The organism is Microbacterium sp. GXS0129 (genome assembly GCF_044769785.1).
Classification (GTDB): Bacteria; Actinomycetota; Actinomycetes; order Actinomycetales; family Microbacteriaceae; genus Microbacterium; species Microbacterium nymphoidis.
This window is the reverse complement of the sequence record NZ_JBIZVZ010000002.1, coordinates 201,172-225,338: the sequence shown is the minus strand read 5'-3', so window position 1 is coordinate 225,338 and position 24,167 is coordinate 201,172. Positions and strand designations below refer to the sequence as shown.

20 protein-coding genes are annotated in these 24,167 nt (G+C 67.3%); 8 read left to right on the top strand and 12 right to left on the bottom strand.

What is annotated here, in order from left to right; genetic code table 11:
* Complete coding sequence (gene sufB, locus ACIQJ5_RS07425) at positions 1 to 1,419, bottom strand: Fe-S cluster assembly protein SufB (protein WP_231090037.1); 1,419 nt, start codon at positions 1,417 to 1,419, stop codon at positions 1 to 3.
* Positions 1,420 to 1,673: 254 nt separating this feature from the next.
* On the opposite strand from sufB, the gene ACIQJ5_RS07420 reads away from it, so the two are divergent.
* The gene (locus tag ACIQJ5_RS07420) at positions 1,674 to 2,633 is read left to right on the top strand and encodes a heme A synthase (RefSeq protein ID WP_402842448.1); all 960 of its coding nucleotides are present in this window, start codon (positions 1,674 to 1,676) and stop codon (positions 2,631 to 2,633) included.
* A gap of 83 nt (positions 2,634 to 2,716) precedes the next feature.
* Positions 2,717 to 3,244, top strand: coding sequence for a hypothetical protein (locus ACIQJ5_RS07415; RefSeq protein WP_402842445.1), 528 nt, complete (start codon positions 2,717 to 2,719; stop codon positions 3,242 to 3,244).
* A gap of 61 nt (positions 3,245 to 3,305) precedes the next feature.
* Here ACIQJ5_RS07415 and ACIQJ5_RS07410 read toward each other — a convergent pair whose 3' ends face one another.
* The gene (locus tag ACIQJ5_RS07410) at positions 3,306 to 4,244 is read right to left on the bottom strand and encodes a heme o synthase (RefSeq protein WP_372459787.1); all 939 of its coding nucleotides are present in this window, start codon (positions 4,242 to 4,244) and stop codon (positions 3,306 to 3,308) included.
* A 213-nt stretch (positions 4,245 to 4,457) separates the two neighbouring features.
* On the opposite strand from ACIQJ5_RS07410, the gene tkt reads away from it, so the two are divergent.
* From tkt to pgl, 6 genes are read left to right on the top strand one after another with little or no spacing between them, the layout of a single operon-like run.
* On the top strand, positions 4,458 to 6,587 hold the full coding sequence (tkt, locus tag ACIQJ5_RS07405) for a transketolase (RefSeq protein WP_402842443.1): 2,130 nt from the start codon (positions 4,458 to 4,460) through the stop codon (positions 6,585 to 6,587).
* Positions 6,584 to 7,693: a transaldolase gene (gene tal / locus ACIQJ5_RS07400; protein ID WP_231090033.1), complete on the top strand. Its 1,110-nt coding sequence runs from the start codon at positions 6,584 to 6,586 to the stop codon at positions 7,691 to 7,693. The genes tkt and tal overlap by 4 nt, the downstream gene beginning before the upstream one ends.
* The gene (locus ACIQJ5_RS07395) at positions 7,690 to 9,318 is read left to right on the top strand and encodes a glucose-6-phosphate isomerase (RefSeq protein ID WP_402842440.1); all 1,629 of its coding nucleotides are present in this window, start codon (positions 7,690 to 7,692) and stop codon (positions 9,316 to 9,318) included. Before tal ends, ACIQJ5_RS07395 begins: the two co-directional genes overlap by 4 nt.
* A 19-nt stretch (positions 9,319 to 9,337) precedes the next feature.
* Positions 9,338 to 10,885: a glucose-6-phosphate dehydrogenase gene (gene zwf, locus ACIQJ5_RS07390; RefSeq protein ID WP_231090031.1), complete on the top strand. Its 1,548-nt coding sequence runs from the start codon at positions 9,338 to 9,340 to the stop codon at positions 10,883 to 10,885.
* Positions 10,882 to 11,823 (top strand): glucose-6-phosphate dehydrogenase assembly protein OpcA, encoded by a 942-nt coding sequence (locus ACIQJ5_RS07385; protein ID WP_231090030.1) that lies wholly within the window; start codon positions 10,882 to 10,884, stop codon positions 11,821 to 11,823. Before zwf ends, ACIQJ5_RS07385 begins: the two co-directional genes overlap by 4 nt.
* Before the next feature lie 4 nt (positions 11,824 to 11,827).
* Positions 11,828 to 12,595 (top strand): 6-phosphogluconolactonase, encoded by a 768-nt coding sequence (gene pgl / locus ACIQJ5_RS07380; RefSeq protein WP_402842435.1) that lies wholly within the window; start codon positions 11,828 to 11,830, stop codon positions 12,593 to 12,595.
* A 126-nt stretch (positions 12,596 to 12,721) separates the two neighbouring features.
* On the opposite strand, the gene ACIQJ5_RS07375 is transcribed toward pgl, so the two are convergent.
* The 10 genes from ACIQJ5_RS07375 to uvrA form a co-directional block, all read right to left on the bottom strand.
* Positions 12,722 to 13,075: an RNA polymerase-binding protein RbpA gene (locus tag ACIQJ5_RS07375; RefSeq protein WP_231090028.1), complete on the bottom strand. Its 354-nt coding sequence runs from the start codon at positions 13,073 to 13,075 to the stop codon at positions 12,722 to 12,724.
* Positions 13,075 to 13,320, bottom strand: coding sequence for a preprotein translocase subunit SecG (gene secG, locus ACIQJ5_RS07370; protein WP_231090027.1), 246 nt, complete (start codon positions 13,318 to 13,320; stop codon positions 13,075 to 13,077). Before secG ends, ACIQJ5_RS07375 begins: the two co-directional genes overlap by 1 nt.
* Positions 13,321 to 13,409: 89 nt before the next feature.
* Positions 13,410 to 14,201, bottom strand: a complete 792-nt coding sequence (tpiA, locus tag ACIQJ5_RS07365) for a triose-phosphate isomerase (RefSeq protein ID WP_231090026.1) — start codon at positions 14,199 to 14,201, stop codon at positions 13,410 to 13,412.
* The gene (locus tag ACIQJ5_RS07360; RefSeq protein ID WP_231090025.1) at positions 14,192 to 15,406 is read right to left on the bottom strand and encodes a phosphoglycerate kinase; all 1,215 of its coding nucleotides are present in this window, start codon (positions 15,404 to 15,406) and stop codon (positions 14,192 to 14,194) included. Before ACIQJ5_RS07360 ends, tpiA begins: the two co-directional genes overlap by 10 nt.
* Positions 15,407 to 15,409: 3 nt before the next feature.
* Positions 15,410 to 16,417 carry a type I glyceraldehyde-3-phosphate dehydrogenase gene (gap, locus tag ACIQJ5_RS07355; RefSeq protein ID WP_231090024.1) on the bottom strand — a complete coding sequence of 336 codons (1,008 nt, stop codon included), beginning with the start codon at positions 16,415 to 16,417 and terminating at the stop codon, positions 15,410 to 15,412.
* A gap of 102 nt (positions 16,418 to 16,519) precedes the next feature.
* On the bottom strand, positions 16,520 to 17,146 hold the full coding sequence (locus ACIQJ5_RS07350; RefSeq protein WP_231090023.1) for a superoxide dismutase: 627 nt from the start codon (positions 17,144 to 17,146) through the stop codon (positions 16,520 to 16,522).
* 191 nt (positions 17,147 to 17,337) lie between these two features.
* Positions 17,338 to 18,315 carry a DNA-binding protein WhiA gene (gene whiA, locus ACIQJ5_RS07345; RefSeq protein WP_231090022.1) on the bottom strand — a complete coding sequence of 326 codons (978 nt, stop codon included), beginning with the start codon at positions 18,313 to 18,315 and terminating at the stop codon, positions 17,338 to 17,340.
* Positions 18,316 to 18,392: 77 nt separating this feature from the next.
* Complete coding sequence (gene rapZ / locus ACIQJ5_RS07340) at positions 18,393 to 19,349, bottom strand: RNase adapter RapZ (RefSeq protein ID WP_372459770.1); 957 nt, start codon at positions 19,347 to 19,349, stop codon at positions 18,393 to 18,395.
* A gap of 1 nt (position 19,350) precedes the next feature.
* Positions 19,351 to 21,276: an excinuclease ABC subunit UvrC gene (gene uvrC / locus ACIQJ5_RS07335; protein ID WP_402842427.1), complete on the bottom strand. Its 1,926-nt coding sequence runs from the start codon at positions 21,274 to 21,276 to the stop codon at positions 19,351 to 19,353.
* Positions 21,276 to 24,161 (bottom strand): excinuclease ABC subunit UvrA, encoded by a 2,886-nt coding sequence (uvrA, locus tag ACIQJ5_RS07330; RefSeq protein WP_402842424.1) that lies wholly within the window; start codon positions 24,159 to 24,161, stop codon positions 21,276 to 21,278. Before uvrA ends, uvrC begins: the two co-directional genes overlap by 1 nt.
* Positions 24,162 to 24,167: the final 6 nt, after the last annotated feature.

Here is a 24,167-nt window from a genome sequence, read left to right as displayed (position 1 = left end):
TCAGCCGACCGATCCTTCCATGCCCATCTCGATGAGCTTGTTCAGCTCGAGGGCGTACTCCATGGGCAGTTCACGTGCGATGGGCTCGATGAAGCCGCGGACGATCATGGCCATCGCCTCGTCCTCGGGCAGTCCTCGGCTCTGCAGATAGAAGAGCTGCTCTTCGCTCACCTTCGAGACCGTGGCCTCGTGACCGAGCTGGACATCGTCCACGCGGATGTCGATGGCGGGATAGGTGTCCGACCGCGACATCGTGTCCACGAGAAGCGCGTCGCAGCGAACCGTGTTGGCGGAGTGGTGCGCGTTGGCGTCCACCCGGACCTCACCGCGGTAGCCGGCACGACCACCGCCCCGTGCGATCGACTTCGACACAATCGACGACTGTGTGTAGGGCGCCATGTGGATCATCTTCGCGCCGGCGTCCTGGTGCTGGCCGGGACCGGCGAAAGCGACGGAGAGGGTCTCGCCCTTGGCGTGCTCGCCCATCAGGTAGATCGAGGGGTACTTCATCGTCACCTTGGAGCCGATGTTGCCATCGACCCACTCCATGGTGGCTCCCTCGTGCGCGACGGCGCGCTTGGTCACGAGGTTGTAGACGTTGTTCGACCAGTTCTGGATCGTGGTGTAGCGAACGCGGGCGTTCTTCTTCACGATGATCTCGACCACGGCGGAGTGCAGCGAGTCCGACTTGTAGATCGGCGCCGTGCAGCCCTCGATGTAGTGGACGTAGCTGTCCTCGTCCGCGATGATCAGGGTCCGCTCGAACTGGCCCATGTTCTCGGTGTTGATGCGGAAGTACGCCTGCAGCGGGATCTCCACGTGAACGCCCTTGGGCACGTACACGAAGGATCCGCCGGACCACACCGCGGTGTTCAGCGCGGCGAACTTGTTGTCGCCCGCCGGGATCACGGTGCCGAAGTACTCCTCGAAGAACTCGGGGTGCTCCCGCAGCGCCGTATCGGTGTCCATGAAGATGACGCCCTGCTCCTCCAGGTCCTCGCGGATCTGGTGGTAGACGACCTCGGACTCGTACTGTGCAGCGACGCCGGCGACCAGACGCTGGCGCTCCGCCTCGGGGATGCCCAGGCGCTCGTACGTGTTGCGGATGTCCTCGGGAAGGTCCTCCCACGACTGCGCCTGCTTCTCCGTGGACCGCACGAAGTACTTGATGTTGTCGAAGTCGATGTCCGACAGGTCCGCTCCCCAGGTGGGCATCGGCTTGCGGCCGAACAGTTGCAGACCCTTCAGCCGGGTTTTGAGCATCCACTCCGGTTCGCTCTTGAGCGCCGAGATGTCGCGGACGACGGCCTCGTTCAGGCCACGCTTCGCGCTGGCGCCGGCGGCATCGGGATCGTGCCAGCCGAACTCGTACACCCCCAGCCCCTCGAGCTCGGGTCGGTCAATGAGCACATCAGACATGGCGTCACACTCTCCTCATGTGGCCCAAACGGTCTCATCCGTCCCGGCATTCCGAACGCCCGACGAGGTGGACGGGGTGGGGATGCCGCTTCGGGCCATTCTCAGGCGCCGGGATTCCGACGCCTAGACTGTGTAGTGATGCCGCGTATTGCACGCCGCATCTCGACCCCTCGATTCTACAGGTTTGCTCGGACACTGGGCGGACCTGCCGCGGTGCCGTCACCGATCAGCGCCGCCCGTTCGGAAGGCTGCGCATGTCGGCGTCCACCACCTCCGCCCCCACGCCCCTCGCGCGTTTCGCCGCTTGGCTGCCGGCCGTCCCCGATCGCCGGGTGCGCGTGATCGCGTGGCTGAACTTCATCGGCAACGTCGTCATCATCGCCACCGGCGGCGCCGTGCGCCTCACCGGCTCCGGCCTCGGGTGCCCGACCTGGCCGCTGTGCACTGCGGACTCCCTGGTGCCCGTTCCCGGGATGGAAGAGGGCTACCACAAGTACATCGAGTTCGGCAATCGCCTGATGAGCCCCGTGCTCGGCATCCTGGCGCTGCTCCTTCTCATCCTGATCTGGCGGATGCGGCAGCAGCGTCGCGACCTGTTCGTGCTCTCCTGGATCGTCATGGCGGGGATCCTCGCCCAGGCGCTCGTGGGCGGCATCACGGTATGGACGGGACTGAACCCCTTCATCGTCGGCTTCCACTACGTCGCATCGCTGAGCCTGGTGTGCATCACCGCCGTGCTGCTCTGGCGTGTGTACTCCCCCGTCGGTCCGCGCAAGCGTGCCGTTCCCACCTGGTACCTCATGCTCACGCACGTGGCCACCCTTGCGATGGCGGTGAGCGTGGTGTTCGGCGTCCTCACTACCGGCGCCGGCCCGCACTCCGGCGATGACGACGTCCTGCGCCGCAACGGCTTCGACGCGACCCTGCTGGAGCACATCCACGCCTGGCCCGGATACGCCCTGTTCGCCCTGACGCTGGGGCTCGCTGTCGCCGCCTGGCGTCAGCAGCTGCCGACCCTGCGCTGGGTTTTGCTGCTGCTGGCGGTCGAGCTGGTCCAGATCGCCGTCGGCCTCTATCAGGCCCGGAACGGTCTGCCGCCGCTGGCGGTCGGCGTGCACATGGTCCTCGCCTCGCTGACTGCCGCCGCCATGGTCACCGTCGTCATGTCCCTGAAGCGGCCGGTGGCGACGACGCCCCTCACAGCCCAGGCATAGCCCGCGCATCGCGGGCTCGGATTCGGGGTTGTCACCCTTGTTCGAGCGGAGGCCGTCTCCGCTCGAACAAGGAGCTTGTACTCATGAAGAACCCCAGCGCCCTCAAGAGCGCACCGTTCTGGATCCTGCTGGTTGCCTCTGTGGGCGTCGCCGCCTACGGCGTGCAGGCGGCCACGAGCCGCATCGCCGCGATGGAGGCGGGCCTGACCGATGGATCGGCCACCACCGCACAGGTGTACGGCGGGCAGTCGTGGGTGGTCCTGGAGTCCATCCTGGCGGGTGCGGGAATCGTCGGCGTGCTCATCGCCTTCGCCGTGTGGGCGCTGGGCCCGCGCGCCGTAGCTGTCGCCCCCGTCGAACCCGCTCAGGCCAGCGCAGACGGCCCGGTCGCTGCAGAGCCGTCCTGGCGTGAGCAGAGCGCAGACATCACGCACCCCGTGACCGCGCAGCAGTCGCGGGTCGCAGACGCGCCGACAACGCCGGAGACCGCGGCGTCACCTCTGAAGGCCAGCGAGGATGAGAAGACCGAGGCTGAAACGACCGACACTGACAAGACGACGGACCGTGATGCCGAAACGGAAGCTCCCACCTCTCCCAGCCTCACGCGCTGAACCACGCGGATGAATGCGAAATGCCCCGGATCGCTCGATCCGGGGCATTTCGCGTCGGCATTCAGAAGGCGATCGGGAACAGCGCGTCCAGCGCGATCGCGAGGAACAGGATGGTGCAGTAGGTGATCGAAGCATGGAACACGCGCATCGGAGCGGGTGCCTTCTCGCCCTTCACCGCCTGGTTGTACAGGCGATGCGCCTCGTAGACGAACCAGCCGCCGGAGACCAGGGCGGACACCGTGTAGATCGCGTGCATCGGGCCCGCCGGAACGAGCAGCAGGGAGCAGATGACGGTGGCCCACGTGTAGAGGATCACCTGCAGGCCCACCTGTGTGGTGCCGCGGGTGACGCCGAGCATCGGCACGGACACCGCTCCGTACTGATCCTTGTACTTCATGGACAGCGGCCAGTAGTGGGCCGGCGTCCAGAGGAACACGACGATGAAGAGGATCACCGGCGCCCAGGAGAAGCTCGGATCCACGGCGGTCCAGCCGATCACCACCGGGAAGCAACCGGCGATGCCACCCCAGATGATGTTCTGCTCGGTGCGGCGCTTGAGCCAGAGCGTGTAGATGACGACGTAGAAGAAGATCGCGATCACCGAGAACGCTGTGGCCACCCAGTTGGTGAACACCGCGAGCCAGACCGTCGAAAGGGCCGCCATGACCCAGGCGAACACGAGGGCGTTCCGCGGCGTGAGCTCGCCGGTCACCAGCGGCCGATCCTTGGTGCGCTTCATGTGCGCATCCATGTCGCGGTCGATGTACATGTTGAACGCCGCGGCGGAGCCGGCACTCATCGCGCCGCCGATGACCGTGGTGACCACAAGCCACAGGTCCGGCATGCCGTGCGCCGCGAGGAACATCACCGGCACAGTCGTGACGAGCAGGAGCTCCATCACACGCGGCTTGGTGAGGGCCACATAGGCTCGGATCTTTCGTCCGATTCCCAGCTTCTCGGTGAGCTGTTCTGTCGGCGTGGACGTCGCAGTCAGTTCGATCGCCCCCTTCGGACGTGTCGGCACGGGTCTTCTCAGTCTATGCCATCACTCCGCGCGGGCAGACGGCCGCGACCCGGGCACGATCCTCGCGCAGTGAATCGTCACAATCCCTCGATTCGACGCCGGGAACCCCCTACATGACTATGCTGGCAGAGAACCATACGTGCGCATTCGCGACCCGTTCTCCGTGCTGTAGCGGCCTGCGGACCGCCGATGCGTGCATCCAACTTCGCGGAAGGTGATCCGGTGCCGGAACTTCTTTGGGATGACGTCGACAAGCGCGCGGTGGACACCGCGCGTGTGCTGGCAGCAGATGCGGTGGAGAAGGTCGGCAACGGCCATCCTGGCACCGCCATGAGCCTCGCCCCGGTGGCGTACCTGCTCTACCAGCGCGTACTGCGTCACGACCCCTCCGACCCCACCTGGATCGGACGCGACCGGTTCATCCTGTCGGTCGGCCACTCCTCGCTGACCCAGTACATCCAGCTCTACTACGGCGGATTCGGTCTGGAGCTGGGCGACATCGAAAGCCTGCGCACCTGGGGGTCGCTCACACCGGGGCACCCCGAGTACGGCCACACCAAGGGCGTCGAGATCACCACGGGTCCGCTGGGCCAGGGACTTGCCTCGGCCGTCGGCTTCGCCTACGCGCAGCGCTACGAGCGTGGCCTGTTCGACCCGGAGGCGCCCGCCGGCACCAGCCCGTTCGATCACAACATCTACGTGATCTGCGGTGACGGCGACCTGCAGGAGGGCGTCACGAGCGAGGCGTCCTCGCTGGCTGGACACCAGCAGCTCGGCAACCTCATCGCGATCTACGACTCGAACCAGATCTCGATCGAGGACGACACCAACGTCGCCTTCACCGAGAACGTCGCCGAGCGCTACGAGGCCTACGGCTGGGACGTGCGCGTCGTCGACTGGAAGAAGACCGGCCAGTACGTCGAGGACATCGACGCACTGTACGCCGAGATCGAAGCGGCCAAGGGTGTCACCGACAAGCCGTCCCTGATCATCCTGAAGACGATCATCGGCTGGCCGTCCCCCGGCAAGCAGAACTCCGGCAAGATCCACGGCTCGGCCCTGGGCGCCGACGAGCTCGCCGCGGTGAAGAAGGTGCTCGGGTTCGACCCCGAGCAGCACTTCGTCGTGGAGGACGCCGTGATCGAGCGCGCGCGCGGCCTCGTGGCACGCGGCGCCGAGGCCCACGCCGCCTGGCAGCAGGACTTCGACGCCTGGGCCGAAGCCAACCCGGAGCGCAAGCAGCTTCTGGACCGCCTCGAGGCCCGTGCCCTGCCCGAGGACATCGAGGGCGCCCTCCCCGTGTTCGAGGCCGGCAAGGAGGTCTCCACCCGCGTCGCTTCGGGCAAGGTGATCAATGCGCTGGCGGCACGTCTGCCCGAGCTGTGGGGTGGTTCGGCGGATCTCGCCGAGTCGAACATGACCTCCATCACGGACGCCCCGTCCTTCATCCCCACCGAGTGGTCCACCCACGAGTGGAGCGGAAGCCCGTACGGCCGCGTGATGCACTTCGGCATCCGCGAGCACGCCATGGGCTCGATCCTCAACGGCATCGTGCTCTCCGGGCTCACCCGTCCGTTCGGCGGCACCTTCCTCATCTTCAGTGACTACATGCGCCCCGCGGTGCGCCTCGCAGCTCTCATGGGTATCGCGCCCGTGTTCGTCTGGACGCACGACTCCGTCGCCCTCGGCGAGGACGGCCCCACGCACCAGCCCATCGAGCAGCTCGCCTCGCTGCGCGTGATCCCGAACATGACGGTGGTCCGCCCGGCGGACGCCAACGAGACCGCTGTGGCCTGGCTGCAGGCTCTGCGCCACCACTCGGGCCCCATCGGGCTGGCGCTGACGCGTCAGAACGTGCCCACCTACGAGCGTGGCGACGGCCCGGCCAGCGGCGACTCGTTCGCCTCGGCAGAAGGCGTCGCCCGCGGTGCGTACGTCCTGCAGGAGGCTCCGGGCGGCACCCCGGACGTGCTGCTCATCGCAACGGGCTCCGAAGTACAGCTCGCCGTGGGAGCACGCGAGGTGCTCCGCGGCGAGGGCATCAACGCCCGCGTGATCTCCGCCCCGTCGCTCGAATGGTTCGCCCAGCAGGACGAGGAGTACCGCGAGAGCGTCATCCCGTCCGCCGTCAAGGCCCGCGTCTCCGTCGAGGCCGGTTCCGCTGCCAGCTGGTACCGCATCGTCGGCGACACCGGACGCACCGTTGCGATCGACCACTTCGGCGCCTCCGCCGACTGGAAGACGCTCTTCACAAACTTCGGGTTCACTGTCGACCACGTCGTGCAGGCAGCCCGCGAGACCGTTAAGGAGAACTCATGACCACCCCCACGGCAGATCTCACCGCAGCCGGCGTCAGCATCTGGCTCGACGACCTCTCGCGCTCTCGCATCACGTCCGGCAACCTCGCCGAGCTGATCCGGACCCGCAACGTCTCCGGCGTCACCACCAACCCCACGATCTTCCAGGGGGCGATCAGCAACGGCGGCGGTGACTACGCAGCGCAGCTGGAGGAGCTCGCGCAGGCCGGCGCCAGCGTCGACGAGGCGATCTTCGCCCTCACCACCGACGACGTGCGCAACGCGACCGACATCTTCCGTCCGGTGTACGACGCCACCGGTGGCGTCGATGGCCGTGTGTCCATCGAGGTCTCCCCCGATCTGGCGCACGACACCGAGGGCACCGTCGCGCAGGCGAAGGAGCTGTGGGCCGCGGTGGACCGCGAGAACACGCTCATCAAGATCCCCGCCACGAAGGCCGGTATCCCGGCGATCACGGCGACCCTTGCCGCGGGCATCAGCGTCAACGTCACGCTGATCTTCTCGCTGGAGCGCTACAACGACGTGATCGACGCGTACTACGCCGGCATCGAGCAGGCGCAGGCGAACGGTCACGACATCAGCCGTATCCACTCGGTCGCATCCTTCTTCGTGTCGCGCGTCGACACCGAGGTCGACAAGCGCCTCGCAGAGATCGGCACCGAGGACGCTCTCGCTCTCAAGAGCCAGGCGGGTCTCGCCAACGCGCGCCTCGCATACGAGCTGTTCGGGCAGAAGTCCGCGACCGAGCGCGCCCGGCAGCTCGCCGCCGCCGGTGCGAACCCGCAGCGACCGCTGTGGGCGTCCACGGGTGTCAAGGACCCCGCACTGCCGGCAACGCTGTACGTCACCGAGCTGGTCGCCGCCGACACGGTGAACACGATGCCGGAGAAGACGCTGGAGGCCACGTTCGCTGAGGGTGTCATCACCGGTGACACGATCACGCCGAACATCCCCGCCGCGCACGACGTGGTGGCCCGTCTGGCTGCCGTCGGCGTCGATTTCGCTGACGTCACGCAGCTGCTCGAGGATGAGGGCGTCTCGAAGTTCATCGCCTCCTGGCAGGACCTCAAGAGCACCGTGCAGACGGCGCTCGAGAGCGCGCGGTGACCTTCCGTCTGCGTCTCTCCGGCCACCCCCGTGAGGTGGCCGATGCGGTGGTACCCGCCCTCGTCGACGACCTCGTCGCATCGGGCATCGCAGATCAGAATCCCACGTTGTGGGGTCCTGGCGCACAAGCCGAGGCGGAGATCCGCCTCGGCTGGGTCCAGGCGGTCGAGATCTCGCGCCCACTCGTGTCGGAGGTCGTCGCCCTGCGCGACGACCTCCGCCGGCGGGGACTGGATCGCATCGTGCTGGCCGGCATGGGAGGATCATCGCTCGCCCCCGAGGTCATCACCCGCGGCGCAGACGTGCCACTGGTGATCCTCGACTCGACCGCTCCCGGCCAGGTCCTCGCCGCCATCGACGGGGACAGCGAGGATGATCTTCGCCGCACTGTGCTCGTCGTGTCGTCGAAGTCCGGTTCCACCGTGGAGACCGACTCTGCGCAGCGCGCGTTCGAGGCGGCGTTCAGCGACCTCGGACTCGATCCGGCGGAACGGATCATCGTGGTGACCGACCCGGGCTCTCCTCTCGAAGCCCGTGCGGTGGAACGCGGGTACCGCGTCTTCACGGCACAGCCCACCGTGGGGGGACGATTCTCCGCGCTGACGGCGTTCGGGGTGGTCCCCTCCGCGCTCGCCGGCGCTGACGTCGAAGCGGTCCTGGACGAAGCGGACGCCGTGCTCGCGGAGGTCGCGGTCGACAGTCCGGACAATCCCGCCCTCATCCTGGGCGCCGCGATCGCCGGTGCCACGGCGGAGTCGGTGCGCAAGGACAAGCTCGGCCTCATCGTGGAACCGGATGCCGGCCTGGACGGTCTGGCCGACTGGATCGAGCAGCTGGTCGCCGAGTCCACCGGCAAGGACGGAACCGGCATCCTGCCCGTCGTCCTCACCGAGGTGTCGCTCGAGGCCGAGGATCCGCAGGACGACCTGCAGCGCGTCCGGTTCGTGCAGGACGTCGACGATGTCGGCATCTTCGAGGACCACTACGACGAGATCCTGATCAGCGCGAGTCTCGGTTCCGCGTTCCTGGTCTGGGAGTACGCCGTCGCCATCGCGGGGCGCATCCTCGGGATCAATCCCTTCGACCAGCCCGACGTCGAGGCCGCCAAACAGGCCGCGCGTGCGCTCCTGGAGGAACGTCCGCAGACCGGCGCTCCGGCGTTCGTGGATGGCGGCATCGAAGTGCGCTCCACGGACGCGGCGCTGGTGTCCGCCGGTTCGGTTCGCGCCGTGCTCGACGCCCTGTTCGCACGGGCGGCGGACGACGGATACATCGCTATCCAGGCCTACGTCAACCGCGACGCGCTCCCCCAGCTGGCGGGACTGCGTGAACTCGCCGCCACCTCCTCAGCGCGACCGGTCACCTTCGGGTGGGGACCGCGCTTCCTGCACTCGACGGGCCAGTACCACAAGGGCGGACCCGCCAACGGCGTGTTCCTCCAGATTCTGGAGAACACGGACGTCGACCTGGAGATCCCCGGTCGCCCCTACACCTTCGGGCAGCTGATCAACGCTCAGGCAGCGGGCGATGCCCGCGTCCTCGCCGATCTCGGCCGTCCCGTCGTCACCCTCACCCTCACCGATCCCCAGAACGATGTCGTCGACCTGTTCGACGACGCCGACTGACACAGGAGTTCTTCCCCCGATGACCGCATCGATCTCGCGCGGGCACAATCCGCTGCGCGACCCCGATGACCGGCGCCTCAACCGAATCGCGGGGCCCAGCGCCCTCGTGATCTTCGGCGTGACCGGCGACCTGTCCCGCAAGAAGCTCATGCCCGCCGTCTACGACCTCGCCAACCGCGGTCTGCTGCCACCCGGCTTCGCGCTGGTCGGCTTCGCACGCCGCGAGTGGGAAGACCAGGACTTCGCCCAGGTGGTGCGTGACGCGGTGAAGGCCGGCGCCCGTACCGAGTTCCGCGAGGACACCTGGAACCAGCTGTCACAGGGCATCCGCTTCGTCCAGGGAACGTTCGACGACCCGGACGCGTTCGCACGTCTGAAAGCCACCGTGGACGCTCTGGATGTCGAACGCGGCACGATGGGAAACCACGCGTTCTACCTCTCCATCCCGCCCAAGGACTTCCCCGTCGTCACCACCCAGTTGCGTGAGTCGGGCCTCGTCGACGGCACGCAGGACCCCGACCACTGGCGTCGCGTGGTGATCGAGAAGCCCTTCGGCGACGATCTCGCATCGGCACGCGCTCTGAACGAGGCGCTGGAGTCCGCCTTCCCGGCCGACTCGATCTTCCGCATCGATCACTACCTCGGCAAAGAGACGGTGCAGAACATCCTCGCGCTGCGCTTCGCCAACGAGCTGTACGAGCCGATCTGGAACCGCAACTACGTCGACCACGTGCAGATCACGATGGCCGAGGACATCGGCGTCGGCGGCCGCGCCGGCTACTACGACGGAATCGGCGCCGCCCGCGACGTCATCCAGAACCATCTGCTGCAGCTGCTGGCCCTCACCGCGATGGAGGAGCCGATCAGCCTGGAGGCCGAGCACCTGCGAGCCGAGAAGGAAAAGGTGCTCGCAGCCGTCGTCCTCCCCGAGGACCTCGGCGCGGCGACCGCGCGCGGTCAGTACGCCGGCGGCTGGCAGGGCGGTGAAGAGGTGCACGGCTTCCTCGACGAGGACGGCATGGACCCGCAGTCGACCACAGAGACCTTCGCCGCCATCAAGCTCGAGATCAACACCCGCCGCTGGGCCGGCGTCCCGTTCTACCTGCGCACCGGCAAGCGACTGGGCCGTCGTGTCACGGAGATCGCCGTCGTCTTCAAGCGCACCCCCGAGCACCTGTTCTCCCGCGCGCAGAGCGCGGAGCTGGGCCAGAACGCGCTCGTGTTCCGTATCCAGCCCGACGAGGGCGTCACCATCCGCTTCGGCTCGAAGGTGCCGGGTGCCGGCACCAACGTGCGTGATGTGACCATGGACTTCGGATACGGCCACGCCTTCACCGAGGCCAGCCCCGAGGCGTACGAGCGTCTCATCCTGGACGTGCTTCTCGGTGACCCGCCGCTGTTCCCGCGGCACGAGGAGGTCGAGCTCTCCTGGAAGATCCTCGACCCGATCGAGGAGTTCTGGGCTGCCGAAGGCGGTCCGCTCGAACAGTACGGCCCCGGCTCGTGGGGTCCCGCATCGGCCGACGCGCTGTTGGCCCGCGACGGACGTGTCTGGAGGCGCCCGTGATCGTCGATCTGCCCGAAACCACCGTGTCTGCGGTGGCCAAGACCCTCGTGAAGGTGCGTGAGGAGGGCGGCGCTGTCGCTCTCGGCCGCGTCCTCACCCTCATCATCGCGACCCGCGCCGAAGTGATGGAGGAGGCCATCGAGGCCGCCAACGACGCTTCGCGTGAGCACCCCATGCGGGTGATCGTCGTCACCACAGACCCCGAGGCGGCATCGCGACTGGACGCTCAGATCCGCGTCGGCGGCGACGCCGGAGCGAGCGAGGTCATCGTGCTGTCCGCGTCGGGTGCCGCAGCATCCAACGAGGAGAGCCTGGTCACCGGCCTGCTCCTGCCGGATGCACCGGTGGTCGTGTGGTGGCCGGACAACCCGCCGGCGGCCCCGGCTGAGTCCCCGCTGGGCCGGATCGCACAGCGGCGCATCACGGACGCGTCCACGCTCCCGCAGGACGTGGATCGCGTCTCGCTGCTGGGACCGTCCTACTCCCCCGGCGACACCGACCTGGCGTGGACTCGGCTCACACACTGGCGCGAACAGCTGGCAGCGGTGCTGGACCAGCCGCCGTACGAGTCCATCACGGCGGTGGAGGTGCAGGGAGCCGACGACTCCCCGTCGACCGGGCTCCTGGCCGCGTGGCTGAAGCTCAAGCTCGACTGCGATGTGGTCTGGCACTATCAGCCCCGCGACAGCTGGGGCGAGGGCATCAAGTCCGTCCGCCTCACGCGCGCCTCCGGCGATATCGTGCTCGAGCGCCCGGAGCCGGGAGTCGCGGTGCTCACGCAACCCGGCCAGCCCGACCACGAGCTGCTGCTTCCCCGCCGCACGGTGCGCGAGTGCCTCGCCGAGGAGCTGCGTCGCCTGGACGCGGACGTCTTGTATGGTCGAGTGATCAGCGACGGTTGGGCCCAGCTGGGTCCCGCCGCCACCGCGCAGAGGTAGGCATATGTCCGAGAAGAGAGTCGTCGTCGCCCCCGATGCGGCGACGCTCGCGACCAGCGTCGCGAGCCGGTTCCTGGGCAAAATCGTGCTCGGTCTCGTCGAAGACCGCGAAGTCCACGTTTCGCTCACCGGCGGCACCATGGGAATCGCCGTCCTGGCCGCGGCGGCACAGCAGCCCGCCGTGGCCATGATCGACTGGGATCGGGTGCACCTCTGGTGGAGCGATGAGCGGTTTGTCGCGCGCACCGATGGAGATCGCAACGCCGTGCAGGCTCGCGCGGCACTCATCGACGCCCTGCCGATCCCGGCTGCCAACGTCCACGAGATGCCGGCGGCGGACGACGGACGGGATCTGGACGCTGCGGCCGACTGGTACGCGCAGGAGCTCGCCCGGTTCGGCACCGACGAGCGCCCGTGGCCGACGTTCGACGTGACTCTCCTCGGCGTCGGGCCGGACGGCCACATCGCCTCCCTCTTCCCCGACCGCGATGAGGTTCGCGTGACGGATCGCACCGTCCTCGCGGTTCGTGACTCGCCCAAGCCCCCGCCCGAGCGCATTACGCTGACGCGTCCGGTGATCAACTCGTCCACCCGTGTGTGGATGGTCATCTCGGGCGCGGAGAAGGCCGGAGCCCTCGGACTCATTCTCGCGGGCGCGAGCTATGCAAGCGTTCCCGCCGCCGGCGCGAAGGGCACTCACCGCACCATCATCATCACGGATGAGTCGGCCGCCGGCGAGGTTCCTCCTGAGCTCATCGACCCGGAGTTCTGAGCCACGGGCTGAGAACTCTGAAAGCCCCGTCGGCGTTTCACCGTCGGCGGGGCTTTCGTCCGTGCTGCCACAGACGCCGAAGGGGCGGCCACGATCGGTGGCCGCCCCTTCGGATGATGCTGTCTGTTACTGACCGCGACGTTCGCGCAGTGCCGCGAGGGCGTCGTCGAGAAGCGAGACCGCCTCCTCCTCGGTGCGGCGCTCCTTCACGTAGGCCAGGTGCGTCTTGTACGGCTCCGGCTTCGCGATCATCGGAGGGTTCTCCTTGTCGCGACCAGCCGGCAACCCCGAATGGGGGCTGTCGATGGTCTCCGGGATCTCCTCGTCGGGAACGCCCGCTGCGAAGTAGCGAACCGTCTCGTTGCCCAGCGCATCCCAGTACGAGACCGCGATGCGCTCGGCGTGGAATCCGTGATCCTGCTCGCCCATCGGGCCGGCGCCGACGCGGCTGCCGCGGATGGCGTTACCTCCGGTCGCCATCAGAGACCGAACTTCGTCAGCAGACCGAGCGCGACGATCACGCCGAACCAAACCAGCGCCAGAATGATCGTGAGGCGGTTCAGGTTGCGCTCCGCGTACCCGGACGATCCCATGGCCGACGTTGTTCCGCCGCCGAACATATCCGACAGACCGCCACCGCGACCCTTGTGCAGAAGGATCAGAAGGGTGAGCGCGAGACTGGTGATGCCGAGCACCACCTGCAGCACGAACTGGAGAATTTCCACTTTGGTTGCAGCCTTTCGAGCGCGGCAGGAATCACCGCATGAACGTTCAGTATACGGGGCCGAGCGGAGCGGGCGCGAAGCCCGCGCCGTCAGACGCCGACGTGCTTCTGGTAGCGGGCGATCGCGGCGAACTCGTCAACCACGAGGCTCGCGCCTCCCACCAGTGCGCCGTCGACATCCGGCTCGCGCATGAAGGAGGCGATGTTGGCCGCCTTCACCGAGCCGCCGTACAGCACACGCGTGCGTGCTGCCGCGTCCGGTCCCAGCTTGTCGGCGATGACGCCGCGCAGGGCAGCGCACACGTCCTGAGCCTGCTGCGGGGTGGCCGCCTGGCCTGAGCCGATGGCCCAGACGGGCTCATAGGCGACGACGATGTCGGACTTCCTGTCCAGACCCTCGAGCACCGCGGCCAGCTGTGCGACCGGCACGGCGGAAGCGCCGTGCTTCTCCAGGTCCTCCGCGGTCTCGCCCACGCAGATCACAGGCACGATGCCGTGCTTGAGGGCCGCACGGGTCTTGGCGGCGACGACCTCATCGGTCTCGTTGTGGTACTCGCGCCGCTCGGAGTGACCGATGATCACGTAACCGCACTGCAGCTTCGCGAGGAACGCTCCCGAGACCTCGCCGGTGTACGCGCCCGAATCGTGCTTCGAGATGTCCTGTGCGCCGAGCGCAAACGGGATCTTGTCGGCGTCGATCAGCGTCTGCACACTGCGGATGTCGGTGAAAGGCGGGAACACCGCGACCTCGACCGAGCCCTCTTCGAACTTCGCATCCTTCAGCGTCCAGTGCAGCTTCTGCACGAACGCCACCGCCTGGAGGTGATCCAGGTTCATCTTCCAGTTGCCCGCGATCAGCGGGGTACGAGCGCTCACGCCCATCCGAGGACCTCCAGTCCGGGAAGCTTCTTGCCTTCGAGGAACTCCAGGCTGGCGCCGCCACCCGTGGAGATGTGACCGAACTGGTCATCGGAGAAACCGAGCTGGCGCACCGCAGCAGCGGAGTCGCCGCCGCCCACCACGCTGAGCCCGTCGACCGCGGTCAGGGCCTCGGCGACCGCGCGGGTACCGTTCGCGAACGCGGGGAACTCGAACACCCCCATCGGGCCGTTCCAGAAGACCGTGCGCGAGCCACGCACCGCCTCAGAGAATGCGGCTGCCGTGACCGGACCGATGTCGAGGCCGATCCCGGCAGCACCGAAGCTCGTCGACTCGATGGCGTCCGCTGCGGCAACCTCGTGTGCGGCGTCGGCGGCGAACTTGTCCGCGACCACCACGTCGGTGGGGAGGACGAGCTCGACGCCGAGCTCCTTCGCCTTCGCGATGTACCCGATCACGGTGTCCAGCTGGTCCTGCTCGAGGAGGCTGGCGCCGACCTCGTGGCCTTCGGCCTTGAGGAAGGTGAACAGCATGCCGCCGCCGATGAGAAGACGATCGACACGCGGAAGGAGGTGGTCGATGACGCCGAGCTTGTCGCTCACCTTCGAACCACCCAGCACCACTGTGTAAGGGCGCTCCGGGTTCTCCGTGAGCCGGTCGAGGACCTCCAGCTCCTTCTCGATCAGCAGGCCGGCTGCCGACGGAAGGGTGCGGGCGAGCTCGTAGACGCTCGCCTGCTTGCGGTGCACGACGCCGAAGCCGTCAGACACCATCACGTCCGCGAGAGACGCGAGGCGGCCTGCGAACTCCTCTCGCTCGCCGGCATCCTTGCTGGTCTCCCCCGGGTTGAACCGGAGGTTCTCGATCACCGCGACGTCACCGTCGGCAAGGCTCGCCACGGCGTCGGTGGCGGACTCGCCCACCGTGTCGCGTGCGAAGGCCACCGGCTTGCCGAGCAGCTCCGAGAGCCGCTGAGCCACGGGGGCGAGGCTGTAGCGCTCGTCCGGAGCGCCCTCCGGGCGCCCCAGGTGAGAGCACACGACGACGCGTGCACCCTGGTTGATGAGAGCGTTCAGCGTGGGCAGGGATGCGCGCACGCGACCATCGTCGGTGATCACACCGTCCTTCAGCGGGACGTTGAGATCGCAGCGGATGATGACGCGCTTGCCGGCGAGATCGCCGAGCGAGGAGAGGGTTCGCAGGCCCATGGATTACATGCTCTCCGCGACGTACTCGGTCAGGTCGACGAGGCGGTTCGAGTAGCCCCACTCGTTGTCGTACCAGCTGGACAGCTTCACCTGGTTGCCGATCACGCGGATCAGGCCCGCGTCGAAGATCGACGAGTGCGGGTCGGTGACGATGTCGCTGGAGACGATCTCGTCCTCGGTGTACTTGAGGATGCCCTTGAGCGGACCCTCTTCGGCAGCCTTCTTGTACGCGGCCTTGATCTCCTCGACCGAGACCTCGCGCGATGCCTCGATGGTGAGGTCGGTGATCGAGCCGGTGGGGATCGGAACGCGCAGCGCGAAGCCGTCGAGCTTGCCCTTCAGCTCCGGCATGACCAGACCAATGGCCTTGGCGGCACCGGTGGAGGTCGGAACGATGTTCACGGCGGCGGCACGCGCACGACGCAGGTCGCTGTGCGGTCCGTCCTGGAGGTTCTGGTCGGCGGTGTACGCGTGAACGGTGGTCATCAGACCGCGCTCGATGCCGAACTCGTCGTTGAACACCTTGGCCAGCGGCGCCAGGCAGTTCGTGGTGCAGGACGCGTTGGAGATGATGACGTCGTTCTCGGGGTCGTAGGTGTTCTCGTTGACACCCATGACGATGGTGCGGTCCTCGCCCGACGCGGGGGCCGAGATCAGCACCTTCTTCGCGCCGGCAGCGATGTGCTTGCGTGCGTCTTCCGCCTTGGTGAAGCGGCCCGTCGACTCGATGACGATGTCGACGCCCAGCTCGCCCCAGGGGAGGTTCGCGGGGTCGCGCTCCTCGAACACGAGGATCTTGCGATCACCGACGGTGATCGAGTTCTCGTCGTAGGTCACGTCCTGGTCCAGCCGGCCCGTGATCGAGTCGTACTTGAGGAGGTGAGCGAGGGTCTTGTTGTCGGTGAGGTCGTTCACCGCGACGATCTCGAGGTCAGCACCCTGCGCGAGAGCCGCGCGGAGGTAGTTGCGCCCGATACGGCCGAAGCCGTTGATACCGATCTTGACAGACACGTAGGTCTCCCTGAGAGATGAATGCGCTCGCGCGCGTTGATGGATTCAGATCGGGGACATCGGCGTCCCGGCGGGGTCGCCCCCGTCGGGACGCCGCGCCGCTTACGACAGTACCAGCAGGCCGTTCGTCTGCGTGCGCGCGACCTCGAAGCGCTGCTGGACGTTCTCCCAGTTGGCGATGTTCCAGAACGCCTTCACGTAGTCGGCGCGGACGTTCTTGTAGTCCAGGTAGTAAGCGTGCTCCCAGACGTCCAGCAGCAGCAGCGGCACGGAGCCCGCGGCGAACTGCGACTGCTGGTCGAAGAACTGCTGGATGATCAGGTTCTGGCCGATGGAGTCCCAGAACAGACCTGCCCATCCGGAGCCCTGCACGCCGAGAGCCGCGGCGGTGAAGTGCGCCTGGAATGCATCGAACGAGCCGAAGTGATCGGTGATGGCGGCCTCGAGGTCGCCCACCGGCTTGTCGCCACCGTTGGGCGAGAGGTTGGTCCAGAAGATGGAGTGGTTCGTGTGACCACCGAGGTTGAACGCGAGGTCCTTCTCGAGCTTGTTGATGTTCGCGAAGTCGCCCTTCTCGCGAGCGGCCGCCAGCTGCTCGAGCGCGGTGTTCGCGCCCGTCACGTACGCCTGGTGGTGCTTGGAGTGGTGCAGCTCCATGATCGCCCCGCTGATGCTGGGCTCCAGAGCCGAGTAGTCGTAGGTCAGCTCGGGCAGCGTGTACGTCGCCATTCTTCACTTCTTCCTGTCTGCGCCACGAGGGCGCTTATTCGCCCCGGGAGACCGGAAGGGCCGGGGCCGGACAAGTCTCATCCTAGTGAAATCCACCGGCGCGAGGGCCGCGGGCTTGCCAGATGACGCCCGGCGACGACGAACCCCGCCGATGCTGGGCACAGCGTCGGCGGGGTTCGTCAGGAGGGGTCTCAGTCGACCGCGCCCGTGGGCACAGCCGCTTCGGTGCCCGGCACCCCGTCTTGCTCCGCGCGCTTGTCGGCCATGGCGAGCAGGCGACGGATTCGACCGGCGACGGCGTCCTTGGTCAGCGGTGGGTCGGCGCGGTGGCCCAGTTCGTCGAGGCTGGCATCGCGGTGCGCGAGTCGCAGCTCGCCGGCCTGCTTCAGGTGATCGGGCACCTCATCGCCGAGGATCTCCAGCGCCCGCTCGATTCGTGCGCACGCCGCCACGGCGGCCTGCGCGGAGCGGCGGAGGTTCGCATCGTCGAAGTTCACGAGCCGGTTCACTCCGGCGCGCACCTCGCGGCGCTGACGCATCTCGTCCCACGCGGCAGCGGTGCGCTCAGCGCCCATGATCGCGAGGATCGCGCGGATCGCCTCGCCGTCGCGGACGACGACACGGGGAACGCCGCGGACCTCGCGAGCCTTCGTGGCGACCCCCAGCCGGCCGGCCGCGCCCACGAGGGCCATGGCGGCCTCTCCCGACGGGCAGCTGATCTCCACCGCCGCGGAGCGGCCCGGCTCGGTGAGCGTGCCGGCCGCGAGGAACGCGCCGCGCCAGATGGCGGCGAGATCGGCCCGCGAACCGGTCGTGAGACGGTTGGGCAACCCGCGCACCGGGCGGCGGCGCTGATCGAGCAGACCCGTCTGGCGAGCAAGCGTCTCACCGCCTTCGATGACGCGGACGGCGAAGTGATTGCCCGTACGGGCACTCGACGACTGGATATGGGCGACGTCCGGACGAACGCCGTAGAGCTCGACCAGGTCGCGGGTCACGCGACGGGCGAGCACTTCGGCATCGACTTCGGCTTCAACGGCTACTCGACCGGCGATCGAGTGCAGTCCGCCTGCGAAGCGCAGAATGGCAGTCAGTTCGGCTGCCCGGACGGTCGGCCGCGGATCGCGAATGGCGACGAGTTCGCCCTTGACGTCGGCGGTCAATGACACGATGTGATCCTCACATTCGACCGTTTCCGGTCAAGAAATCATGATTCAGGGTTGCGCGGTGGCGCAGAGGATCAAGCTTACTCGCGACCCCGGTCCCGATGCTTGAGGCGCACGGCCAGACCGGGGTGGGATGACAGCCGCCGGGCGAGTTCGATCGCCGTCGCCACCGAACGATGCTTGCCGCCGGTGCACCCGATCGCGATGGTCGAATGGGACTTGTTCTCCCGCTGATAGCCCTCCAGGGCGATCGAGACCGCCTTCTCGTACGCTTCGATGAACTCCTGAGCGCCGGGCTGGCCGAGGACATACTCGGAAACCGCGGCGTCCTCGCCTGTGAGGGGGCGGAGTTCATCGATCCAGAACGGATTCGGCAGGAAACGCATGTCGGCGACGAAGTCGGTGTCCGTGGGCACGCCGTACTTGAACCCGAAGCTCATCACCGTGAGGGTGTGCTTCGCGCTCCCCTCCTCGCTGAACAGATCCGACACCTGGGTGGCGAGCTGATGCACGTTGAAGGCCGAGGTGTCGATGACGATGTCCGACGCTTCCCGGATGGGCTGCAGACGCTCCCGCTCCAGCCGGATGCCGTCCAGGAGGGTGCCGTCGCCCTGCAGGGGATGGGGCCGACGAACCGACTCGAATCGTCGCACCAGAACCTCGTCCGATGCATCCAGGAAGACGAGGCGCACATCGCTGCGGTTGCGAAGCTCGCGCATGACTTCCGGGAGCTGGCGGAACAGATCCCGGCCCCGCACATCGGTGATCGCCGCCACACGCGGAAGCCCCGAGTTGCCGATCAGTGAGAGGTCAAGCAGCGGCTTGAGCATCTGGGGAGGAAGATTGTCCACGACATACCAGTCGAGGTCCTCCAGCGCGTTGCCCACGGTCGAGCGGCCGGCACCCGACATCCCGGTGACGATCAGGACCTCGCTCTGGCCGCCCGATTCCTCTTCGGGGTCCGCGGCACCGGTCACGCCAGTGCTCACGTGTTCGGCCTGGGGATCAGCCACGGGTTCTCCTTCGCTCACGACCATGCTACCGATCTGCGGCCGGCTCCTCAGCGGTCGTGGCAGGTGGCGCATCGAGGGTGAGATGCGAGTGGATGGTGCGAGCCAGCACGGGACCGATGCCGTTCACCTCGGCGATCTCGTCCGGCGTGGCCGAGCGCAACCGTGACACCGAGCCGAAGTGCTTGAGCAGGAGCTTGATCCGCGCCTCTCCCAGTCCGGGGATCTCGCTCAGTACCGTTGCGATGCCGCGCTTACGCTTGCGGCGCTGGTGGGTGATGGCGAACCGGTGCGCCTCGTCACGTAGCCGCTGAACGAGATACAGCGCCTCACTGGTACGCGGGAGGATCACGGGAAAGTCGTCATCGGGCAGCCAGATCTCCTCCAGCCGCTTCGCAATGCCGCACAGCGCGATGTCCGTGCGCCCGGAATCGCGGAGGGCGCGCGCGGCAGCGGCCACCTGGGGCTGACCGCCGTCCACGATCAGCAGCTGGGGCGGATAGGAGAACCGACGGCGTTTGCGCGGGGCCTCCTCTCCGTCCTCGCCCGCGGGTTCGGGCTCGACCGGCTCATCCAGCCGAGCGAGACGACGCATGAGCGTCTGGTACATCGAGTCCGTGTCGTCGGTGGTCTCGGTGATCGAGAACGTCCGGTACTGGTCTTTGCGGGGCAGCCCGTCCTCGAACACCACCATCGACGCCACCACGTTGGTGCCGGAGAGGTGAGAGATGTCGAAGCACTCGATCCGCAACGGCGCCTCGGCCATACCGAGCGCCTCCTGCAGGTCCGTGAGTGCTTGGGTGCGCGCGACGTAGTCGCTCGTGCGTCGCGTCTTGTGGAGGATGAGCGCCTGCTGCGCGTTCGTCGTCGCCGTACGCAGTAGGTCGGCCATGCGGCCGCGCTGGGCGACCTTCACGGACACGCGCTTGCCGCGCCGCTCCTCGAGCCACTGCTCCAGCTGCTCGGCATCCTCGGGGAGCTCGGGCACCAGGACTTTGCGGGGGATGTCGGCGGCGGCAGCGTCTCCGTAGACGCGTTGCAGAAGCTGATCGACCAGCTCTGCCCCGGAGATGTCGATCTCCTTCTCGATGGTCGTGGCACGCACACCGCGTACACGGCCACCCCGCACGATGAAATGCTGCACTGCGGCCGACAGCTCGTCCTCCGCGATGCCGAACAGGTCCGCGTCCTCGTTCTCGGCCAGCACCAGGGCGCTACGGCTCAGAACCGCGTCCACGGACGCGATGCGGTCGCGAAACACGGCGGCCGATTCGTAGTCCATCGCGAGGGCGGCCGCTGCCATCTTCTCGGTCAGATCCCGACGCACCCGCTGGTCGCCGCCGTTCATGAACGCGATGAACTCGTCCACGACCGCCCGGTGCTCCTCGATGGTCACCTTCATCGAGCAGGGTCCGCCGCACTTGCCGATCTGCCCCGGGAAGCAGGGCCGCCCCGTCTGCATGGCCTTGCGGTAGCTCGCGTCGCTGCAGGTGCGGATCGGGAAGATCCGGATCATCTGGTCGATCGTGTCGTGCACGGCCCACACCTTCGGGTACGGGCCGAAATAGCGAGCACCGGGAATGCGGTGGTTGCGCGTGACGATCACCCGTGGCGCCTCGTCCGCCAGGGTGATCGCCAAGAACGGGTACGACTTGTCGTCCTTGTAGCGGACGTTGAAGGGCGGATCGAACTCCTTGATCCACATGTACTCCAGCTGGAGCGCCTCGACGTCGGAGTCGACCACCGTCCATTCCACGCTGGATGCGGTGGTGACCATGCGGCGAGTGCGCTCGTGCAGGGTGCGCAGCGGCGCGAAATAGTTCGACAGCCGCTGGCGCAAGCTCTTGGCCTTGCCCACGTAAAGGACCCGCCCAGAAGCATCCCGGAAGCGGTAGACCCCGGGATTGGTCGGGATCTCCCCCGCCTTCGGGCGGTACGGCAGTTCGTCGGCCATCAGCGCCCCGCGCGCTCGCCGTCGCGCTTGAGGACCTCGGCAAGGAACGCGCCGGTGTGGCTGCCCTCCGCCTTCGCGACCTGCTCAGGCGTTCCGGTGGCGATGATCTCGCCACCGCCCGAGCCGCCCTCGGGGCCGAGATCGATGATCCAGTCCGCCGACTTGATGACGTCGAGGTTGTGCTCGATGACGATGACGGTGTTCCCCTTGTCCACGAGGCCGTTGAGCACCTCCAGGAGCTTGCGGACGTCTTCGAAGTGCAGACCCGTCGTCGGCTCGTCCAGGACGTAGATGCTGCGTCCGTTGCTGCGACGCTGGAGCTCGGTGGCCAGCTTCACGCGCTGCGCTTCACCACCCGAGAGCGTCGTGGCGGACTGTCCGAGGCGCACGTACCCGAGCCCCACATCGACCAGCGTCTGCAGGTAGCGGTGGATCGCCTGGATCGGCTCGAAGAACACGGCGGCTTCGGCAATGGGCATCTCCAGCACCTCGGCGATGTTCTTGCCCTTGTAGTGCACGGCCAGCGTGTCGCGGTTGTAGCGCTTGCCGCCACACACCTCACACGCGACGTACACGTCGGGGAGGAAGTTCATCTCGATCTTGATCGTGCCGTCGCCGGAGCATGCCTCGCAGCGGCCGCCCTTGACGTTGAAGGAGAACCGGCCCGGCTGGTAGCCGCGCACCTTCGCCTCGGTGGTCTCCGCGAACAGCGTGCGGATGCGGTCGAACACACCCGTGTACGTCGCCGGGTTGGAGCGCGGAGTGCGACCGATCGGCGCCTGATCGACGTGCACCACCTTGTCGAGGTTGTCGAGTCCCGTCACGCGCGTGTGCTTGCCCGGCACCGTGCGGGCTCCATTCAGCCGCGAGGCCAGTACCCGATAGAGGATGTCGTTCACGAGCGACGACTTGCCCGACCCACTCACGCCGGTGACCGCGGTGAGGACGCCGAGCGGGAACGTGGCCGTGACGTTCTTCAGGTTGTTCTCACGCGCGCCGACCACGCTGATCTGTCGCTTCTTGTCGAGCTTGCGCCGCTTCTTCGGCGTCTCGATGCTGCGCCGGCCAGACAGGTAGTCGCCGGTCATCGACTCCTTCTCGGCGAGGAGTTCGGCGTAGGGGCCGGAGTGCACCACAGCCCCGCCGTTCACGCCGGCACCCGGACCGATGTCGACGATCCAGTCCGACGCCTCAATGGTCTCCTCGTCGTGCTCCACCACGATGAGAGTGTTGCCGAGATCACGCAGCTTGGCGAGCGTCTCGATGAGGCGGCGGTTATCGCGCTGATGCAGTCCGATGGAGGGCTCATCGAGCACGTAGAGCACCCCGGTGAGACCGGAGCCGATCTGCGTGGCCAGACGGATGCGCTGTGCTTCACCACCGGACAGGGAGCCGGCCGAGCGCGCCAGATTGAGGTAGTTCAGGCCCACCTGGATCAGGAACTCCAGACGCAGACGGATCTCCCGCAGCACCTGTGCGGCGATCTTCGCCTCACGCTCGGTGAGCTGCACGGTCTGGAAGTACTCGTAGGCGTCGGCGAGGCTCAGCCAGGTGATGTCGGCGATGGAACGGCCCGCCACCAGCACCGAGAGCACCTCGGGCTTGAGACGCGCACCATTGCAGACCGGGCAGGGCACCTCTCGGAGGTACTCCTGCCACCGCTGGCGGGCGCTGTCGGAATCGGCCGTGGCGAACTGCCGCTCGATATAGGGCACGACACCCTCGAAGCCGGACGAGTATTTCATCTCACGGCCGTAGCGGTTCTTCCAGCGCACCGTGACCTTGTAGTTGTCGCCACGCAGCACCGCTTCCTGGACGCTCTCGTCGAGGTCCTTCCACGGCGTGTCCAGCGAGAAGCCCAGGTCGGATGACAACCCCTCGAGCAGGCGCTCGTAGTACTGGTAGAGACCCTTGCCCTGCGTCGTCCACGGGATGATGACGCCCTCGCGGATCGACAGGTCCTCGTCGCCGAGCATGAGGTCGGTGTCCACGGACATGCGGGTGCCCAGGCCCGAGCATGCGGGGCAGGCGCCGAAAGGTGCGTTGAAGGAGAACGTGCGCGGCTCGATCTCCGTGAGCTGAACCGCATGACCGTTCGGGCACGCCAGCTTCTCGGAGAAGGAGGTCCAGGCGGCGTCGCCTTCCTCATCGACGAAATTGATCGCCACGATGCCGTCGGTGAGTCCAAGCGCCGTCTCCACGGAGTCGGTCACCCGGCCGAGAATGTCGGGGCCCGCCACCAGGCGGTCCACCACGACGGCGATGTCGTGCTTGTAGGACTTCTTCAGCGTCGGCGGCTCGGCGAGCTGGATCATCTCGCCGTCGACGATCGCACGAGAGAAGCCCTTTGCCCCGAGCTCGCGGAACAGGTCAACGAACTCGCCCTTCTTCTGGCTCACGACCGGCGCCACCACCTGGAATCGCGTGCGCTCGGGAAGCTCCATCAGACGGTCGGCGATCTGCTGAACGGTCTGTCGTTCGATGACCGCGCCACACTCGGGACAGTGCGGTACGCCGACACGCGCCCACAGCAGGCGCATGTAGTCATAGATCTCCGTGATGGTGCCCACGGTCGAGCGCGGGTTCCGGTTCGTGGACTTCTGATCGATGGAGACGGCGGGGCTCAGCCCCTCGATGAAGTCGACGTCGGGGCGGTCCACCTGACCCAGGAACTGGCGCGCGTACGCGCTCAGTGATTCGACGTAGCGGCGCTGACCCTCGGCGAAGATCGTGTCGAACGCGAGGCTCGACTTCCCGGAGCCCGAAAGCCCGGTGAAAACGACCAGCGAGTCGCGGGGAATATCAAGATCGACGTTGCGGAGATTGTGGACACGAGCACCGCGAACGGTGAGTTTTCCCGGAGCGGAGACAGGAACGATAGGCACCGAACA

Excerpts from the sequence above, each read along its gene's own strand:
- sufB (WP_231090037.1), bottom strand. The coding sequence starts at position 1,419 with ATGTCTGATGTGCTCATTGACCGACCCGAGCTCGAGGGGCTGGGGGTG.
- ACIQJ5_RS07420 (WP_402842448.1), top strand. The coding sequence starts at position 1,674 with ATGTCGGCGTCCACCACCTCCGCCCCCACGCCCCTCGCGCGTTTCGCC.
- ACIQJ5_RS07415 (WP_402842445.1), top strand. The coding sequence starts at position 2,717 with ATGAAGAACCCCAGCGCCCTCAAGAGCGCACCGTTCTGGATCCTGCTG.
- tkt (WP_402842443.1), top strand. The coding sequence starts at position 4,458 with ATGCGTGCATCCAACTTCGCGGAAGGTGATCCGGTGCCGGAACTTCTT.
- tal (WP_231090033.1), top strand. The coding sequence starts at position 6,584 with ATGACCACCCCCACGGCAGATCTCACCGCAGCCGGCGTCAGCATCTGG.
- zwf (WP_231090031.1), top strand. The coding sequence starts at position 9,338 with ATGACCGCATCGATCTCGCGCGGGCACAATCCGCTGCGCGACCCCGAT.
- pgl (WP_402842435.1), top strand. The coding sequence starts at position 11,828 with ATGTCCGAGAAGAGAGTCGTCGTCGCCCCCGATGCGGCGACGCTCGCG.
- ACIQJ5_RS07375 (WP_231090028.1), bottom strand. The coding sequence starts at position 13,075 with ATGGCGACCGGAGGTAACGCCATCCGCGGCAGCCGCGTCGGCGCCGGC.
- tpiA (WP_231090026.1), bottom strand. The coding sequence starts at position 14,201 with ATGGGCGTGAGCGCTCGTACCCCGCTGATCGCGGGCAACTGGAAGATG.
- ACIQJ5_RS07360 (WP_231090025.1), bottom strand. The coding sequence starts at position 15,406 with ATGGGCCTGCGAACCCTCTCCTCGCTCGGCGATCTCGCCGGCAAGCGC.
- ACIQJ5_RS07350 (WP_231090023.1), bottom strand. The coding sequence starts at position 17,146 with ATGGCGACGTACACGCTGCCCGAGCTGACCTACGACTACTCGGCTCTG.
- rapZ (WP_372459770.1), bottom strand. The coding sequence starts at position 19,349 with ATGGTCGTGAGCGAAGGAGAACCCGTGGCTGATCCCCAGGCCGAACAC.
- uvrC (WP_402842427.1), bottom strand. The coding sequence starts at position 21,276 with ATGGCCGACGAACTGCCGTACCGCCCGAAGGCGGGGGAGATCCCGACC.